Annotated in this window: 14 protein-coding genes; 5 read left to right on the plus strand and 9 right to left on the minus strand. The window is 34.0% G+C overall.

The features are described from left to right. Positions 1-7 precede the first annotated feature (7 nt). Positions 8-871 (plus strand): hypothetical protein, encoded by an 864-nt coding sequence (locus GXM17_RS02350; protein WP_163397671.1) that lies wholly within the window; start codon positions 8-10, stop codon positions 869-871. Between the two features lie 62 nt (positions 872-933). On the opposite strand, the gene GXM17_RS02355 is transcribed toward GXM17_RS02350, so the two are convergent. Both GXM17_RS02355 and GXM17_RS02360 read right to left on the minus strand, forming a co-directional pair. Beyond that, positions 934-1,476, minus strand: a complete 543-nt coding sequence (locus tag GXM17_RS02355) for a DUF1697 domain-containing protein (RefSeq protein ID WP_163397672.1) — start codon at positions 1,474-1,476, stop codon at positions 934-936. A 208-nt stretch (positions 1,477-1,684) separates the two neighbouring features. Continuing rightward, on the minus strand, positions 1,685-2,098 hold the full coding sequence (locus GXM17_RS02360; protein WP_163397673.1) for a hypothetical protein: 414 nt from the start codon (positions 2,096-2,098) through the stop codon (positions 1,685-1,687). Positions 2,099-2,305: 207 nt separating this feature from the next. Here GXM17_RS02360 and recG point away from each other — a divergent pair, with 207 nt between their 5' ends. The 4 genes from recG (at position 2,306) to GXM17_RS02380 (ending at position 6,266) form a co-directional block, all read left to right on the plus strand. Beyond that, positions 2,306-4,414, plus strand: a complete 2,109-nt coding sequence (recG, locus tag GXM17_RS02365) for an ATP-dependent DNA helicase RecG (protein WP_163397674.1) — start codon at positions 2,306-2,308, stop codon at positions 4,412-4,414. A 97-nt stretch (positions 4,415-4,511) separates the two neighbouring features. Continuing rightward, positions 4,512-5,345: a 50S ribosomal protein L11 methyltransferase gene (gene prmA / locus GXM17_RS02370; protein ID WP_163397675.1), complete on the plus strand. Its 834-nt coding sequence runs from the start codon at positions 4,512-4,514 to the stop codon at positions 5,343-5,345. Positions 5,346-5,383: 38 nt separating this feature from the next. After that, a complete protein-coding gene (locus GXM17_RS02375) occupies positions 5,384-5,659 on the plus strand; it encodes an ATP-dependent Clp protease adaptor ClpS (protein WP_163397676.1) in 276 nt (91 codons plus the stop codon). 148 nt (positions 5,660-5,807) lie between these two features. Beyond that, on the plus strand, positions 5,808-6,266 hold the full coding sequence (locus GXM17_RS02380; protein ID WP_163397677.1) for a 2-dehydro-3-deoxyphosphooctonate aldolase: 459 nt from the start codon (positions 5,808-5,810) through the stop codon (positions 6,264-6,266). Positions 6,267-6,332: 66 nt separating this feature from the next. On the opposite strand, the gene acs is transcribed toward GXM17_RS02380, so the two are convergent. The 7 genes from acs to GXM17_RS02415 all read right to left on the minus strand — a co-directional run bounded on the left by acs (position 6,333) and on the right by GXM17_RS02415 (position 16,898). After that, a complete protein-coding gene (acs, locus tag GXM17_RS02385; protein WP_163397678.1) occupies positions 6,333-8,243 on the minus strand; it encodes an acetate--CoA ligase in 1,911 nt (636 codons plus the stop codon). A 491-nt stretch (positions 8,244-8,734) separates the two neighbouring features. Next, complete coding sequence (gene ilvC, locus GXM17_RS02390) at positions 8,735-10,204, minus strand: ketol-acid reductoisomerase (RefSeq protein ID WP_163397679.1); 1,470 nt, start codon at positions 10,202-10,204, stop codon at positions 8,735-8,737. 46 nt (positions 10,205-10,250) lie between these two features. Continuing rightward, positions 10,251-10,775, minus strand: a complete 525-nt coding sequence (ilvN, locus tag GXM17_RS02395) for an acetolactate synthase small subunit (protein WP_163397680.1) — start codon at positions 10,773-10,775, stop codon at positions 10,251-10,253. 89 nt (positions 10,776-10,864) lie between these two features. After that, complete coding sequence (ilvB, locus tag GXM17_RS02400; RefSeq protein WP_163397681.1) at positions 10,865-12,553, minus strand: biosynthetic-type acetolactate synthase large subunit; 1,689 nt, start codon at positions 12,551-12,553, stop codon at positions 10,865-10,867. A gap of 67 nt (positions 12,554-12,620) precedes the next feature. Beyond that, positions 12,621-14,294: a dihydroxy-acid dehydratase gene (gene ilvD, locus GXM17_RS02405; protein WP_163397682.1), complete on the minus strand. Its 1,674-nt coding sequence runs from the start codon at positions 14,292-14,294 to the stop codon at positions 12,621-12,623. A gap of 266 nt (positions 14,295-14,560) precedes the next feature. Beyond that, entirely contained in the window at positions 14,561-15,679 is a 1,119-nt protein-coding gene (gene leuB / locus GXM17_RS02410) for a 3-isopropylmalate dehydrogenase (RefSeq protein WP_163397683.1), read from the minus strand. Between the two features lie 43 nt (positions 15,680-15,722). Further along, complete coding sequence (locus tag GXM17_RS02415) at positions 15,723-16,898, minus strand: 2-isopropylmalate synthase (protein ID WP_163397684.1); 1,176 nt, start codon at positions 16,896-16,898, stop codon at positions 15,723-15,725. Between the last annotated feature and the right edge of the window lie 65 nt (positions 16,899-16,963).

Consider the following 16,963-nt stretch of genomic DNA (forward strand, 5'->3'; position numbering starts at 1 on the left):
TAATTCATTGAAAAATAAGTTTTTATTCTTGCACTTTTTCTTTATATGTTTCGTTGTGAATACATTTGCCCAGGAAGAAATCGCAATACAACACAAATACACAGCACACAATAAAGGAAAATTTTTTGTTTCATGGGGAGGAAATAGAGAAAGCTACTCCAAATCTGATGTAACCTTCAGAGGTAAAGATTATGAATTTACTGTTCATGATATGAAAGCGCATGACAAACCAAAAGGATGGAACATTGATTATGTCAATCCTTGCAGAATGACAATACCACAGACAAATCTTAAATTGGGTTATTTTATTAGCGATCATTACAGCATATCAATTGGTGTAGACCACATGAAATATGTAATGACGCAGAGTCAGACAGCCAACGTTACAGGCGATATAAATTTGCCTGAAGATCAGGCCGGTTCAATACATAATGGTAATTACAACAACACAGCTGTTCCTTTTGAAGATGAAACGTTTTTAACTTACGAGCATACAGATGGTTTAAATTACATCAATTCAGAATTTTCAAGACATGATGATGTTTCAAAATGGTTTAGCCTCCCAAACATTGACAAAGTTCAAATTAACTTAACAGAAGGTATTAGCGGAGGGATTTTATACCCTAAAACCAACACCAAACTTTTGGGAAAAGAGCGTCATGATGATTTTCACATTTCAGGATATGGTGTATCTGCAAAAGCGGGAATTAATTTAACTTTCTACAAACACTTTTTTCTTCAGGGAGAATTAAAGGGCGGATATATCAATATGCAGGATATTAAAACTACATCCGATAGTCATGACAGCGCTTTTCAGGAATTTTTCTTCTTTCAGAAAATTATATCATTTGGAGGAGTTTTCAGAATCTAAAAAACACAAAAATAATCATCATAAAAAAGCAGAATTCAATTGAGTTCTGCTTTTTGGATTAATTACTCCGAATACATATTTAGTAAATTGGTAACCGTATTCCAGTTTCTGATGGTTGCCGTAACATTGAGTTTCTTCTCAATATATTTTTGGTCAAATCTGGTTTTTCCTGCACCAATTGCATATTTTATAAAAATCCTGTTTCCGTCAATACTTGCTTCATCAGGTTTAAACTGACTAATTTTTAAATCATTTATACTTTCTTTTTTTAAAGCTATTGAAATAAAAGCAACGTAGAGTTTTTTTGTATCAATATCTTTTTCTTTGAGAAACGGATTGTTTTTAAAACACAATTGCAAATCTTCTTTAGTAATTACAACAACAGGAACTTCGTGCCCAAAGACCTTAAAAATTTCCTGCTTCATCATAAATCCTACTTTTGATGCACTTTCTTCTTGTGTATCAACAAAAACATTTCCGGATTGCAGATAGGTTCGTACATTTTGAAAACCAATATTCTCCAACATTGTTTTCAAAGCATCCATTTTCATCATGTTATGGCCGGAAACGTTAATTCCTCGTAAAAGTGCTAAGTGGGTTGTCATTTTATCGAATTTAGAGTCAAAGATAAAAAACTATTACCCTTCATCATCTTCATCTGCCACTTAATGTCAAATTTCCATTTTTCTCATGGTATTTTATTTAGCCAGATCTAAAAGTTAATCGGCATCTTTTTTATAAATATTGGCCATGAAAATAAGAACTCTGTTAGAAAAACCAGCGAAATTTTAGAAATTAAAATATATTCGTTTACTATATTTTTTTAAATACATATGAACGATCGCATGCACGAGCTTCGTCAATTAAATATACTGATTCCAAATTAAAACTTTCTATCAAATCATTTGTACAATTTGAAATTAACGGATTGTATTTTGGATAAGTCAATATAAACTGAGTTACATTATCTTTTTTTAAAATCTTAAAAGTTCCCGTTAGAGTCGTATTGATGTTTTCATATCTTCTAATTTTCGAAAATGTATTATCTTTTCTAAATATGTAAGAAAACTGTTTTGAAGATGGATCATTTGCAAATCTGGATTCTGCATGCTGTATCCATGTTCCATAATAGTTTATAACATCAGGTTGTTTCTTAGTATCTGAATCATCGTTAGAACAAGACTCTAAAAAGACAAGCAATACAAGTAAAAGTCCAATTTTTTTCATTTTATATATTTTAAGGTTACTTATAATTAAGATGTTACTTTATTAAAATGGTTGCGTAGTAATATACAGACAAATGATAAACTTAACCTTGAAGTAGTTAATCACTGAAATTCATTTTAAAATTTAGTAATTAAAATTTATCTTCGCTATTCAATAAAAACCAATTCTACAAATCTAAAAATAAGCAATATAAAAAACTAATCTTGAATGTATAATAATCTCCTTGAAACCCCTATCGAATACTTAAAAGGCGTTGGTCCGAGCCGTGGTCAGTTGTTTCGTAAGGAATTAGGTATCCATAAATACGGAGATTTGGTTAATTTCTTTCCGAATCGATATATTGACAGAACGCGATATTATAAGATTAACGAATTGCAAAATACAGGTTCTGAAGTTCAGATTATTGGAAAAATAATCCACATTAAAACAGTTGAATTTGCCAAAAACAAAAAGCGACTTGTCGCTACTTTTATTGATGACACCGGGCAAATCGACTTAAATTGGTTTCAGGGACACAAATGGATTAGAGAGAGTCTGAAACTGAATGAAGCTTGTGTAGTTTTCGGAAAGTGTTCTTTGTATGGAAACCAATTCAGTATGGCGCATCCTGAAATTGAGCTTTTAAAAGAACACGAAAAAAGCCTTCGCTCCGCCATGCAGCCGGTTTATCCTTCAACAGAAGCCTTAACAAACAGAGGAATTTCAAACAGGACAATAAATAAACTGATGGAACAGCTTTTCATTGAAACACAAGCTTTGTTTACTGAAACTTTTCCTTCTTATTTAACTGAAGAACTGAAATTAATTTCAAAAAAAGCAGCTTTATTCAACATACATTTTCCTAAAAGTGCCGATGCTTTGGCAAGAGCCCAATTTCGGCTGAAATTTGAAGAATTATTTTTTATTCAGCTCCAGTTAATTACAAAAAACCTTATTCGGAAACATAAAATAAAAGGACATCCTTTTACAAAAGTGGGTGAATTCTTCAATGAATTTTATCAAAATCATTTGCCATTTGAGCTTACCAATGCGCAAAAAAGAGTTATTAAAGAAATCCGTTCAGACATGGGCAGCAATGCACAAATGAACCGGTTATTGCAGGGAGATGTGGGTTCGGGGAAAACAATTGTTGCTTTTATGAGCATGCTTTTGGCAATTGATAATGGCTTTCAGGCGTGTTTAATGGCTCCAACTGAAATTTTGGCTAATCAGCATTTTATTGGTTTATCTGAATTAGCAAAAACATTAAATATCAATATCAAAATATTAACAGGCTCTACTAAAACAGCAGCCCGAAAAATTATTCACGAAGAACTTGAAAATGGAACTTTACACATTTTAATTGGGACACATGCCTTGCTAGAAGATAAAGTAAAATTTCAAAATTTAGGATTAGCTGTTATTGACGAGCAACATCGCTTTGGTGTTGAACAACGAGCAAAGTTATGGAAGAAAAACGAAATTCCCCCACATGTTTTAGTTATGACTGCTACTCCTATTCCTCGGACATTAGCAATGAGTTTATATGGTGATTTGGATATTTCAGTAATAGATGAATTACCTCCGGGGAGAAAACCAATTCAGACTGTTCATCGATATGACAGCAACCGCCTGAAAGTCTGGAAATTTCTGCGTGATGAAATTGCAAAAGGGAGACAAATTTATATTGTCTATCCATTAATTCAGGAATCGGAAAAAATGGATTTTAAGGATCTAATGGACGGTTACGAAAGTATTTCCCGTGATTTTCCATTGCCGCAATATTCAATTTCGATTTTACATGGAAAAATGAAACCTGCTGACAAAGACGCAGAAATGAAGCGCTTCTCGGAAGGGAAAACGAATATTATGGTCGCTACAACTGTAATTGAAGTTGGGGTAAATGTCCCGAATGCGAGTGTGATGGTTATCGAAAGTGCCGAACGTTTTGGTTTGTCTCAACTTCATCAGTTACGGGGGCGTGTAGGTCGCGGTGCAGAACAGAGTTATTGCATTTTAATGACAAGTCATAAACTGAGTTCAGACAGCAAAACCAGAATGGAAACGATGGTTCAGACCAATGATGGGTTTGAAATTGCTGAAGTCGATCTAAAACTTCGCGGTCCTGGCGATTTAATGGGAACTCAGCAAAGCGGTGTATTAAATCTTCAAATAGCAGATATTGTTCGCGACCGCGATATTTTGAGTTTAGCCCGAAACTACGCCATGAAAATTTTAAAAGAAGACAGTCCTTTACAAAAACCCGAGCATGCTGTACTAAAAGCTGTTTTTATCGAACTGACCAGGAAAAAAAACATCTGGAATTACATTAGTTAATTATTCTAAAAGTCCAGCCATTTCAAATTTTTTAGATTACTCTTTTTTTTATAAGAAACTTGTACTTTCGATTCTTACCTTTGCAAAAAAATTATCTATGTCACATATATATTTAGGCTATCATTTTTCAATTATGCCCAAAGAACCTGGATCAGAAATATTAATTGCCGAACTGGGTGAAAAAGCTTTCGAGAGCTTTACTGAAACTGATAAGGGAATTTCCGCTTTTGTAAAGAAAGATTTATGGGATGAGAATATTTTAGATGACATTTACATTTTACAATCTGCCGAATTTAAAATCGAATATACAATTGAAGAAATCGATCAGGTAAACTGGAATGAGGAATGGGAAAGGAATTTTGAACCTATTGATGTGGATGGAAAATGCCATGTTCGCGCTCCTTTTCATGAAAAAACAAATGCAGAATTTGATATTGTAATTGAGCCAAAGATGAGTTTCGGAACAGGGCATCATGAAACAACCCACATGATGATTCAGCATCTATTAGAAATGGATGTCAAAGGTTTAAAAACACTGGATATGGGTTGTGGAACTGCTATTTTAGCCATTTTAGCTGAAATGAAAGGCGCCCGCCCTATTGATGCTATTGATATTGATAACTGGTGTTATTTGAATTCTATTGAAAATGCTGAACGAAATAATTGCAAACATATTGCTGTTTACGAAGGAGATGCAGCTTTATTAAAAGACAAAAAATACGATTTAATAATAGCCAATATTAACCGAAACATTTTGTTAAATGATATGCAGTCTTATGTAGATTGCCTGAACCCAAAAGGAATTATACTATTAAGTGGTTTTTATGAAGAAGATATTCCATTTATAGATGCTTCCTGCAAAGAAAGAGGTTTAAGTTATGTTAAAAAGTTACAGAGAAACAACTGGGTTTCATTAAAATACGTAAATTAGATTATAGTAATTACTACAGTACAAAATCTGAAAAAATTATGAGTACTAAAGAAAAAGTAAGAGAAAAAGTTCGGGAAAAAGAAACAGTAGGTTTCAATAATGAAATAATTGTTTACAACGACGATGTAAACACTTTTGACCATGTAATCGATACTTTAATGCGTGTTTGCAGCCATACAGCAGAACAGGCAGAACAATGTTCCTTAATTGTACATTATAACGGAAAATGTACAGTAAAAACTGGCCCAATAGATAAATTAAAACCACAATGTACACAACTTCTGGAAGCAGGACTTAGTGCGGAAATTGTTTAGATTTAATAACCTAAAAAACATTCTATTTTATTCAAAGTCTGGATAGGATAGAATGTTTTTTATTTGTAAAAGTGAAGGAACAATATTTAGTTATACTATTTAAAAGAGTAAAAAATCTTTTACATTTGTATTAAACAAAACAAAATCGATGAAAAAAACAACTTTTATTATTGCTTTATTAATTTGTACTGTTTCATGTGTGAGTACCAAATCTACATTAAAAAATGTAGATGATAATGCTCCTGACTTAGTTTTAAGTAAAAATAACACATTTGTAATTAAGGAATTCAGCAAAAACAAAAAGTACGGTTATAATCCTGATTACCCTATTAATATTTTCTATCGAAATACAAAAGATGAAGACCTGAATGAATTACGTTTTTTAAATGCATTAGCAGGACCTAATGGTGAAGAAATTACCTATACAAGATTAGAAACCTGTTGCCCTTTTCCGACCAAACGAAGTGATATGGGGGCAGGATTTTTAAATGTATATGAATTAAAATGGGAAGGACAGAAAAAACCAGTAACACTTTATCTTAATATTTATGAAAAGGGTGTCCTTATGGTTCCAATGGGATTAAGTTTAAAGAAAGAAAACAATTAATCAAAATCATAAAAACAGAAGCCGTTTCGAATTGAAACGGCTTCTGTTTTTTACAAATTAAATTATTTAGGAAATTCTTTCATTCATGATACCCTCTACTACCTCAGGATTTAATAGAGTTGAAGTGTCTCCAAAATTAGAAAAATCCCCTTCAGCTATTTTACGCAAAATTCTACGCATAATTTTACCTGAACGCGTTTTTGGCAAGCCTGATACAAACTGAATTTTATCCAATTTAGCAATTGGACCAATATGATCGGCTATATATTGATTGATTTCTTTAGTTAAATTCTCTTTATTTCGAATTTCGCCTGTTTCTTTCAATATTACAAATCCATATAATGCATTTCCTTTAATTTCATGTGGAAAACCAACAATAGCTGATTCGGCAACAGCCTGATGTTCGTTGATAGCATCTTCAATTGGAGCTGTTCCTAAATTGTGACCTGAAACAATTACAACATCATCTACTCTACCCGTAATTCTGTAGTATCCAACTTCATCCCTTAAAGCGCCATCTCCTGTAAAGAATTTACCAGGAAAAGCAGAAAAATATGTTTTTTTATAACGCTCGTGATCTCCCCAGATAGTTCTGGCAATTCCAGGCCATGGAAATTTAACACATAAACTACCAACAACCTGATTGCCTTCAATTTCATTACGTTTTTCATCCATCAAAACGGGCTGGATTCCTGGCAATGGTAATGTTGCATAAGTAGGTTTAGTTGGTGTTACAAAAGCAATCGGAGAAATCATAATTCCACCGGTTTCTGTCTGCCACCATGTATCTACAACCGGGCATCTCTTATCTCCAACGTGGTCATTAAACCAGTGCCATGCCTCTTCGTTGATTGGCTCTCCAACAGAACCAATAACTTTAAGGGATTTTAAAGGATATTTCTGAATATAATCAAGACTTTCTTTAGCTAAAGAACGAATTGCTGTTGGAGCAGTATAGAATTGGGTGATTTTGTGCTTTTCAATAATTTCCCAGAAACGGCTAAAATCCGGATACGATGGAACTCCTTCAAAAATCACAGTTGTTCCTCCATTGAGTAATGGTCCGTATAAAATATATGAATGTCCGGTAATCCATCCTATATCTGCAGTACACCAGAAAATATCATTTTCTTCATGACTGAAAACATTTTTAAAAGTATAGGCAGTATATACCATATAACCTGCAGTTGTATGAACCATTCCCTTTGGCTTCCCTGTAGATCCTGACGTGTATAAAATAAACAAAGGATCTTCTGCATCCATAATTTCAGCTACATTATAATCAATAGCAACATCTAGTAATGGCTGCAGCCAAAGATCTCTGCCTTCCTGCATATTAATTTCAGTTTCAGTTCTTTTTACGACTAAAACCTTAGAAACTGAAGTACAGCTTTCTAAAGCTTCATCAACAATTCCTTTAAGGTCAATTGTTTTATTTCCCCTGTACCCTCCATCAGAAGTAATAACCATTTTGCATTCACAATCATTGATTCTTGCAGAAACGGCAGAAGCTGAAAATCCGGCAAAAATTACTGAATGTATAGCACCAATTCTGGCACAGGCTAAAACAGCTACTGCAAGTTCCGGAATCATTGGTAAATAAATACAAACTCTGTCTCCTTTTGCTACCCCCTGCTCACGCAATACGTTTGCCATCTTGGAAACTCTTTCATATAACTCGTTGTAGGTAATGTGTACTGCATCCTCAGAAGGATTGTTTGGTTCGAATATAATTGCAGTTTTTTCTCCTCTTTTACTAAGATGTCTGTCAATACAATTCTTTGTAATATTAACTTTGGCTTCCGTAAACCATTTTACTTCCGCCTCTGCCATGTTAAAATCAACAACTTTTTCCCATTGCTGGTACCAGGTAAAGTTTTCCTCAGCTATTTTACCCCAAAACTTTCTAGGCTCTCTTATTGACTTATTGTAATGTTTAAAATATTGTTCTAAATTTTCAATTTTATAATAACTCATAGTTGTTGTAATTTTTTTATAAATGTATTAAATAACAATGTATTCTTAAAATTATTTAATTCATAAATTCTATTAAAAAAAAACAAATCATAAAAAAAACACATCGATTTAATGAATTTAATACAAAAAAACAACTTTTAATTAAAATTACATATTATAGAAAAAGGCATGATATACAATACCATGCCTTTTAATTTTAACAATTTCAATAACAATTAATTTAGAATCACAACCTATTCCATTTTGAAAATAGCAGCAACATTATTAATTAAAACAGAAATTTTCTACAAGTATATTAACAATCAAAAACATACTCAATACAAATTAGGGATTACTTCACTTAACTCTCTATTAATTGGAGTTAAGTGAATGTAAATGCTCCATATCTGTTATTATCTTAATAAGTGCTTACTAATTCAAAATATTATATAAAAAACAAAGATACAGTGCAAAATCCCAACACACAAACGTGGTGTGTAATCTATATTATGTTATCCAATTTTTTTCATTGCTGTCATCGACTCTCTTAACCAGGCTCCAACTTCTTCGATAGGATGCTGACGAATTTCTTTATTTACAGCAATCAAAACTGCATTATCTACTCCGTTTGAAGCTGAAAAGGGTTTGCCGATAATATTAGTTTCTACTTTTTTCATGAATTCAACTAATAGTGGTTTACAAGCATGATCAAACAAATAACATCCGTATTCTGCAGTATCAGAAATTACTCGGTTCATTTCGAATAATTTTTTTCTGGCAATTGTATTAGCAATCAAAGGCAACTCATGCAAAGACTCATAATAAGCAGACTCTTCAATGATTCCTGCTTCAGTCATTGTTTCAAAAGCCAATTCAACACCTGCTTTAACCATAGCAACCATTAATACTCCGTTATCAAAATATTCCTGCTCTGAAATCGGGGCTTCTTGTGGAGCTGTTTTTTCAAAGTTAGTTTCTCCGGTTGCAGCTCTCCATTTTAATAAATTAGCATCATCATTAGCCCAGTCAGCCATCATAGTTCTTGAAAACTCTCCGGAAATAATATCATCCTGATGTTTTTGAAATAACGGACGCATAATATCTTTTAATTCTTCTGCTAATTCATAAGCTTCAATTTTTGCAGGATTAGAAAGACGGTCCATCATATTTGTAATACCTCCGTGTTTTAAAGCTTCTGTGATAGTTTCCCAACCGTATTGAATTAATTTTGAAGCATAAGCCGCATCAATACCTTTTTCAACCATTTTATCAAAACACAAAATAGATCCCGTCTGCAATAATCCGCAAAGGATAGTCTGCTCACCCATTAGGTCAGATTTTACTTCCGCAACGAAAGATGATTTTAAAACACCTGCTTTATGACCTCCAGTTGCAACCGCATAAGCTTTTGCCTGATCCAGACCTAAACCATTTGGATCGTTTTCGGGGTGGACAGCGATAAGAGTTGGAACTCCAAAACCTCTTTTGTACTCTTCACGTACTTCAGAACCCGGACATTTAGGAGCGCACATAATCACAGTAATATCTTTACGAATCTGCATTCCCTCTTCAACGATATTAAATCCATGGGAATATGCCAAAGTTGAACCTTGTTTCATTAATGGCATAATTGCATTTACCACAGCAGTATGCTGTTTATCCGGAGTTAAGTTACAAACTAAATCAGCAGTTGGAATTAATTCTTCATATGTACCTACTTTGAATCCGTTTTCAGTAGCATTTTTAAAAGAAGCTCTTTTTTCAGCAATTGCATCTGCACGCAAAGCATAAGAAATATCAAGACCTGAATCTCTCATGTTCAAACCCTGGTTCAATCCTTGTGCTCCGCAACCCACGATTACGACTTTTTTTCCTGCTAATGCATCTATCCCGTTTGCAAATTCTGATTGATCCATAAATTCGCAAACCCCTAATTGTTCTAATTGTAATCTAAGTGGTAATGTGTTGAAATAATTGGCCATTTTTTTAATATTTAATAAGTATGATGTTTAATTATGAAATTGATTATTATTTTAATTCTTCTAACAATAAAGACGAAATTTCCATCTTTTCTTTTGATACGGAAATTCTTCCAGAACGTACGAACTGCATAATGCCATAAGGCTTAAACTTTGCATATAGTTCTTGTATCTCAGAACGTCTTCCGGATTTAGAAATCACAAAGAAATCACGGGAAACAGTTACAATTGTTGCCTGACTTTCTTTGATTATATTCTGAATTTGTTTCTCATCAAACAATAAGCTGGAAGCTATTTTAAACAATGCATTTTCAAGATAAATTGTTTCTTCATCTGTGTGATAAAATGCTTTTATAACCTCTATTTGTTTTTCGATTTGTCCGACAATATTTTTAACCCACTTTTCTGTAGTTTCAACTACAATGATAAACCTTGAAACATTTTCTATTTCTGATTCTGAAACGTTTAAACTTAAAATATTGATGTGACGCTTTAAGAATATTCCTGATATCCTGTTAAGCAAACCCACATTATTTTCTGAATATACCGATATGGTAAATGTTTTTTCTTCCATGTTGTTTTTTAGTTTTATTTGTTTCAGGATTCAAGTTTCAAATTCTGCAGAGAAAATGAAACTTGAAACTTAAAACTTGAAACTTTTTCTTAGCTTAATCTAATTTCTGAAACACAAGCTCCTGTTGGAATCATTGGAAACACATTATTTTCTTTTTCTACCATAACTTCGAGGAAATACGAATCTTTAGAAGCCAGCATTTCTGCAACAGCTTCATCAAGTTCTTCTCTCTTTGTTACTTTTCTTGATTTGATGTAATACCCTTCTGCAATAGCGCAGAAATTTGGATTAATCATTACTGTAGAAGCATATCTGTAATCAAAAAACAATTCCTGCCACTGACGTACCATTCCAAGAAATTCATTATTCAATACAACAATTTTCACAGGAACTTTTGTCTGGTGAATTGTACCTAACTCCTGAATATTCATCTGAAAACCTCCATCACCTATAATTGCAACAACTTCACGGTCAGGTCTGCCCATTTTTGCACCAATAGCTGCTGGTAAAGCAAACCCCATTGTTCCCAATCCACCAGAAGTAACGTTACTCTTAGTTGTATTAAATTTAGTATAACGGCAGGCAAACATTTGATGCTGACCAACATCAGAAACCATTATTGCATCTCCTTTTGAATATTTATTAATCATTTCAATAGTTTCTCCCATTGAAATTCCTTTTCCATTTGTTGGAGCTAACTCTTCATTAATAACGGCTTCACATTCAATTTTATATTTCTCCTTGAATTCATTATGCCATGAATCATGTGATTTTTTATCAATTAACGGAATCAAAGCTGTTAATGCTTCTTTCACATCAGCTAAAACTGCAATTTCAGTTTTTACGTTTTTATCTATTTCTGCCGGATCTATTTCAAAGTGAATTACTTTTGCCTGTTTAGCATAAGTAGCTAATTTTCCCGTAACACGGTCATCAAAACGCATTCCTAATGCAATTAAAACATCACATTCGTTAGTCAAAAGATTAGGACCATAATTACCATGCATACCTACCATTCCTACATTCAAGCGGTGATCAGTGGGCAAAGCTGACAATCCCAAAATTGTCCACGCAGCAGGAATACCAGATTTTTCAATTAATCTTTTTAACTGTTCTTCTGCTTCACTTAATATAATACCCTGTCCAAAGACAATAAATGGTTTTTTTGCATTATTAATTAAATCTGCAGCTTCCTGTACTTTCTGAAGATTCAATACCGGTTTTGGATGATAACTTCTAATTCCGGTACATTTTTCATAACTAAATTCAAACTCATCAAACTGAGCATTTTTAGTAATATCAATCAAAACAGGTCCAGGACGACCAGAACGTGCAATATAAAATGCTTTAGCAATAATTTCCGGAATTTCGTGAGCTTCAGTAACCTGATAATTCCATTTGGTTACCGGAGTTGAAATTCCGATAATATCTGTTTCCTGAAAAGCATCCGATCCAAGTAAATGTTTTCCAACCTGACCTGTAATACAAACCATAGGTGTAGAATCAATTTGCGCATCTGCAATCCCGGTAACTAAATTTGTAGCACCTGGACCTGAAGTTGCAATAGCCACACCTACCTTGCCAGTAGCTCTTGCATATCCCTGGGCTGCATGAGCAGCACCCTGTTCGTGACGCACCAAAACATGGTGCAATTCATCCTGAAACTTATATAATTCGTCATAAACAGGCATTATGGCTCCTCCAGGATATCCATAAACCAAGTCTACTCCTTCTGCTAATAAACATCTAATAACGGCTTCTGCCCCTGATATTTTCATTTTATCTTATATTTTTCGCAAATAAATCTTTTTTATTTAGACTTACAAGCTGGTTGTTTTTATTAAATTATTTGTCGGTAACACATCCCTCAGAGGCACTGGAGACCGAACGCATATATTTAAGTAAAACTCCTTGTTTAATTCCATTTTCAGGTTTCTTCCAGTTAGCTTTTCTTTCTGCTAATTCTTCATCAGAAACTTTCATATTTATGGTGTTATTCACAGCATCTATTGTAATAACGTCTCCGTTTTCTATTAATGCGATCCCTCCTCCTTCATAAGCCTCCGGAGTTACGTGTCCTACTACGAAACCGTGCGAACCACCAGAGAAACGTCCATCCGTAATCAAAGCTACAGAACTTCCTAAACCGGCTCCCATAATAGCGGATGTTGGTTTTAGCATTTCAGACATACCCGGACCTCCTTTTGGACCACAGTAACGAATAATTACCACGTTTCCGGGCTTAACTTCACCGGCCTGAATTCCTCTGATTACATCTTTTTCGCCTTCAAAAACTACTGCTGTACCTTCAAAAAACTCCCCTTCTTTACCACTAATTTTAGCCACACAACCTTCTGTCGCTATATTTCCGTATAAAATCTGAATATTTCCGGTAGCTTTTAACGCTTTTTCAACTTCAAAAACCACTTGCTGTCCATCATGTAAATCAGGAACCGAAGCTAAATTTTCAGCTAGTGTTTTTCCTGTTACAGTTAAACAATCACCGTGCAAGAAACCTTCTTTCAATAAATATTTCATTACTCCAGGAACGCCACCTACATTATGTAAGTCTTCCATTAAATATTTACCACTCGGCTTTAAGTCGGCTAACAATGGTGTTTTATCACTGATATCCTGAAAATCTTTTAATGTCAATTCGATACCTACAGAATGAGCCATTGCAATTAAGTGCATAACTGCATTAGTAGAACCTCCTAAAACAGCTACCATCGTAATTGCATTTTCAAATGCTTTACGGGTCATAATGTCTCTAGGTTTAATATCTTTTTCTAATAATATTCTGATTGCTTTACCAGCATCAACACATTCTTGTTTCTTTTCTGGGCTCAAAGCAGGATTAGAAGAACTGTATGGCAAACTCATTCCTAATGCTTCAATCGCTGATGACATAGTATTAGCCGTATACATTCCACCACATGCACCTGCTCCCGGGCAAGCATTTTGAATCACCCCCTTAAAATCTTCTGGTGTAATCGTGTTCTTAATTTTTTTACCTAAAGCTTCAAAAGCAGAAACGATATTCAAATCTTCACCTTTCCACTTTCCAGGATGAATTGATCCACCATAAACCATAATAGAAGGGCGATTTACCCTACCCATAGCCATTAAAGCACCAGGCATATTTTTATCACAACCCGGAACAGCAATCATACCATCGTACCATTGTGCTCCCATAACAGTTTCAATAGAATCGGCAATTACATCACGGGAAACCAAAGAAAAACGCATCCCATCATTACCGTTAGAAATACCATCACTTACACCAATAGTATTAAAAATCAAACCGACCAAATCAGCATCCCAGACCCCTTTCTTAATATCTTTAGCCAGGTCATTTAAGTGCATGTTACAAGGATTTCCATCATAACCCATACTCACAATTCCTACCTGCGCTTTTTTAAGATCCTCTTCTGTCAAACCAATTCCATAGAACATTGCCTGTGAAGCTGGCTGAGTTTCATCTTGCGTGATTGTTTTGCTGTACTTGTTTAATTCCATTATCTATTTAATTTCTAATTTTATTCCTAAAAAAAACCTCCCAACTAAGTGGGAGGTTATAATATATTCTTTCAATTATATTTATACCATTCCCGATGCAGATGTGTTATACACATTGACAACAATGACAGAAGTAATAATAATTGAGATTTGCATCATTTATTTTTTTGGTGCCACAAAAGTACAAAAACTAATAGGACTAAAAAAACAAAAACTCAACATTTTAAACACTTCTTGTTAATTATTGCATTATTTAACAAAAAAAATTAAACAATCGTAGATTGTCCAAGATGAACGTTATCATTATTAAAATACAGCAAATCGTCTTTACTGAAAATAAAGTTTGAAACAAAATCTCCCACTTCATTTGTACCAAATTTTGAGTCTGCTTTTAAATCTACTGTTACAACTTTAAATTCTATTGCTTTTTCAATTGCTTTATAGATGATATTTGCTTCTTTTGCTAATCCAAAATGCTCTAACAGCATTGCGGCTGATAAGATTGAAGCGATTGGATTTGCAATATTTTTTCCTTTTGCCTCTGGATAAGAACCGTGAATAGGTTCAAAAAGCGCATTTTTTTCTCCTAAAGAGGCTGAAGCCAATAAACCAATTGAACCGGTAATTACACTTGCCTCATCAGATAAAATATCTCCAAACAAATTTTCTGTCAAAATCACATCAAACTGTTTTGGATTTAAAATCAGCTGCATTGCGGCATTATCCACAAATAAAAAGTCTAATGTCACATCTTTATACTCCTCCGCAACTTTTCGAACAACCTTTCTCCATAACCTTGAAGTTTCCAAAACATTTGCCTTGTCAACCATCGTTAACTTTTTACGTCGGTTTTGTGCCGATTTAAAAGCCAAATGTGTAATTCTGGTAATTTCCTCTTCTGAATATTCACATAAGTCAGATGCATGCGTTCCTTCTTCATTTAGCGTTTTTGCTCCAAAATAAGCACCTCCTGTTAATTCCCTGAAAATAGTAAAATCAGCACCTTCAATAATTTCTCTTTTTAAGGGAGAAGATTCAATCAGTGCTTTATAGGGTTTAATTGGACGAATATTAGCAAACAAACCAAGCTCTTTACGAAGTTTTAACAATCCCTGTTCCGGACGAACTTTTGCATTTGGATTATTATCATATTTAGGATCACCAATTGCACCAAACAAAACCGCATCTGTATTCAGACACAGATTCAGGGTTTGTTCAGGAAGCGGTTTTCCTGTTTTATCAATAGCAATTGCCCCCATGAGAGCCTCTTCAAAAACAAATTCGTGATTATACACTTCGCCAATTGCATATAATGCTTTTTTGGCTTGTGCAATTACTTCCGGTCCAATTCCGTCTCCTGGTAAAACTGCTATTTTCAAATTCATAATGCCTCGTCCGTTATGTATTTAAAACCTGATTGTTATTAAATTAGCTTCTTATTAAATCACCCTGAATTTTAGAAGCTTCAATTATCTGATGAATATCTTCGTCTAAAACTTCTTTTTTAATATCAGCGAATTTCAAAAATTCAATATAAACGATATCTAATTGTGTTTTGGTCAATTCGTAACCTACCTTCTTAGCACGGTATGCCAAAGCAGCTCTTCCGCTTCTTGCAGTCAAAATGATAGACGATTCATTAACCCCAACATCAAGCGGATCCATGATTTCGTAAGTTGCTCTGTTTTTGATTACACCATCCTGGTGAATTCCGGAACTATGCGCAAATGCATTTGCCCCTACGATTGCCTTATTTGGCTGAACAATCATACCCATACTTTCAGAGACCAAGCGACTCATTTCGTTTAATTCTTTTGTATTGATATTTGTATCTAAATTTAAGTATGGATGTTGCTTAAAAATCATCACTACCTCTTCTAGTGCTGTATTTCCTGCTCTTTCACCAATACCATTAATAGTACATTCAATTTGTCTTGCTCCATTGATAGCTCCTGCGATTGAGTTTGCAGTTGCCATTCCTAAATCATTATGACAGTGACACGAAAGAATTACGTTTTCTATACCTTTTACGTTTTCTTTTAAGTATTTTATTTTTGCACCATATTCTTCAGGCAGGCAGTATCCTGTTGTATCTGGAATATTCAATACTGTTGCTCCTGATTTTATTACCTCTTCACAAACTTTTGCTAAGAAAGCATTATCAGTTCTGCCTGCATCCTCTGCGTAAAACTCTACATCTTCTACATACGATTTTGCGTGCGCAACAGCATATTTTGCTCTGGCAATAATATCTTCTGGTGTAGTATTTAATTTATGGATTATATGAGATTCTGAAGTTCCGATTCCGGTGTGGATCCTAGGTCTTTTAGCATGCTTTAAGGCAGCTGCTGCAACATCAATATCGTTTTTTACAGCTCTTGTAAGCCCGCAGACAGTTGCATTTTCTACAATTTTACAAATCTCAGAGACCGATAAAAAATCGCCCGGACTTGACACAGGAAAACCTGCTTCGATGATATCAACTCCCATTTTGTCAAGTCTTTCTGCAATAACCAATTTTTGTTTGGTATCTAACTTACATCCTGGAACCTGTTCACCATCACGCAAAGTGGTGTCAAAAATTTGAACTTTCTCTCTATTCATATTCATTTATTTAATGTAATTTCACATCCTGAAACAAATATATATTGTACTTCTTCAGTATGAAA

The organism is Flavobacterium fluviatile (genome assembly GCF_010645065.1).
Taxonomy (GTDB): Bacteria; Bacteroidota; Bacteroidia; order Flavobacteriales; family Flavobacteriaceae; genus Flavobacterium; species Flavobacterium fluviatile.